This is a genomic window from Caulobacter sp. (assembly GCF_049283275.1).
Taxonomy (GTDB): Bacteria; Pseudomonadota; Alphaproteobacteria; order Caulobacterales; family Caulobacteraceae; genus Caulobacter.
On the sequence record NZ_JBAPVS010000134.1, the window covers coordinates 1 to 1,610 of the forward strand.

Annotated in this window: 2 protein-coding genes and 1 pseudogene; 1 reads left to right on the forward strand and 2 read right to left on the reverse strand. The window is 70.2% G+C overall.

The genetic code is table 11. From position 1 onward, the window contains the following. Positions 1–724 (forward strand): C40 family peptidase (locus WAL33_RS06655; protein WP_422179703.1); only part of this gene is annotated, 724 nt, incomplete at its 5' end. Between the two features lie 9 nt (positions 725–733). On the opposite strand, the pseudogene WAL33_RS06660 reads toward WAL33_RS06655, so the two are convergent. Further along, positions 734–811, reverse strand: a pseudogene (locus WAL33_RS06660) (hypothetical protein); the annotation flags it as partial. Positions 812–862: 51 nt separating this feature from the next. Next, positions 863–1,372 carry a thioredoxin family protein gene (locus WAL33_RS06665; protein ID WP_422179704.1) on the reverse strand — a complete coding sequence of 170 codons (510 nt, stop codon included), beginning with the start codon at positions 1,370–1,372 and terminating at the stop codon, positions 863–865. Positions 1,373–1,610: the final 238 nt, after the last annotated feature.

Sequence of the window (1,610 nt, forward strand, 5' to 3'; positions counted from 1 at the left end):
GGTCCCGACCGCCGCCCTGCGCAAGGCCGCCGATCCGATGGCCGAGCAGTGGGACCAGCTGCTGTTCGGCGAGCTGTTCCGGGTGCTGGATGTGAAGGACGGCTTTGCCTGGGGCCAGGCGGCGCGCGACGGCTATGTCGGCTTCGTGGCCGAGAGCGACCTGGCCGCCCTGGGCGCGCCGGCCACCCACCAGGTGGCGGTCCCGCGCACCTACGCCTTCGCCGAGCCGGACATCAAGTCCCGGCCGATGGGCCTGTATTCGCTGAACGCCCTGACGGCCGTCGAGGCGAGCCAGGGCCGGTTCGCCAAGGGCGAGGGCACGGGCTGGTTCGTCGCCGCCCACCTGTCGCCGGTCGGCGTGGCCCTGACCGACTATGTGGCGGTGGCGGAAGGCTATCTGGGCGCGCCCTACCAGTGGGGCGGCCGCGAGTCTCTGGGCCTGGACTGCTCGGGCCTGGTGCAGCAGGCCCTGGCGGCCTGCGGCAAGGCGGTTCCGCGCGACACCGACATGCAGCTGGCGTTCTTCGCGGCCATAGCCGAGGCCGAGCGTCGGCGCGGCGACCTGGTGTTCTGGAAGGGCCACGTGGCCATCCTGCTGGACGCCGACACCATCCTGCACGCCAACGCCCACCACATGGCCGTGGCGATCGAGCCCCTGGCTCAGGCCCGGGCGCGCGTCGAGGCGGCGGGCGGCGGGGCTGTGACGGGGTGGAGAAGGCCGTAGGGCGAGGACGCCCCCTCCGTCACGCGGCTTCGCCGCGCGCCACCTCCCCCGTTGCACGGGGGAGGAGAAGACGCGATCTCTCCTCCCCTGCGAAGCGGGGGAGGTGGCGCGAAGCGTCGGAGGGGGCGTCCCGCTAGATTACTTCGGCCACTGGGCCAGCCAGTCGACGATCGACTGGGGGGTCATGTGGCGGGCGTCGGTCAGGGCGAAGAACGCGCCTTGGTTGACCAGCTTGCCGTTGGTGTCGACCACCAGGAAGCTGGGCACGCCCTTCAGCTTGTCCAGGCCATAGCGGGCCGGGATCTGCATGTTCTTGTCGTAGCGGCCGACGTTCACGGTCACGACCTCGTAGTGCTTGTCGACCCAGCGCTTGACGTCGGGCTGCTCGATGACGCCGGCGAAGATCCGGCAGTCGCCGCACCAGTTGCCGCCGAAATCGATCAGGGTCAGCTTGTGGGCCTTCTTGGCGCGCTTCAGCGCGGCGGCGACATCGGCTTCGGCGTCGGCCTTCTCGTCATAGGGATAGGGCGGGGTCGGCAGGTCGGCCAGCGACTTCAGGGCCACGGTCGGCGCCTTGGCGGCGAACGCCGATGCGGGGGCGGCGATCAACAAGGCGGCGAAAGAGGCGGCCAGCAGGCGAGACGTCATGTCGAACGGTTCCGGTGAAGCGGTGCGGTTCGATACTCTACTCACCCCATGGGAATAGGCTGCAAGCGAGCTTTGCTGCAGGCGACCCCACGGCGTCTGCAAGCGGGGCAAAGAAAAAAGGCCGCGAAGCGAACTTCGCGGCCTTTTGATCTGGGTCGGGCTAAGTCGATCAGGACTTGGCGGCGGCCGGAGCCGGAGTGGTCGGCGCGCCGGCGGCCGGAGCGGCCTCGGCCGGAGC

Bases quoted from the DNA above. Each gene is read 5' to 3' on its own strand.
- WAL33_RS06665 (WP_422179704.1), bottom strand. From the start codon at position 1,372: ATGACGTCTCGCCTGCTGGCCGCCTCTTTCGCCGCCTTGTTGATCGCC.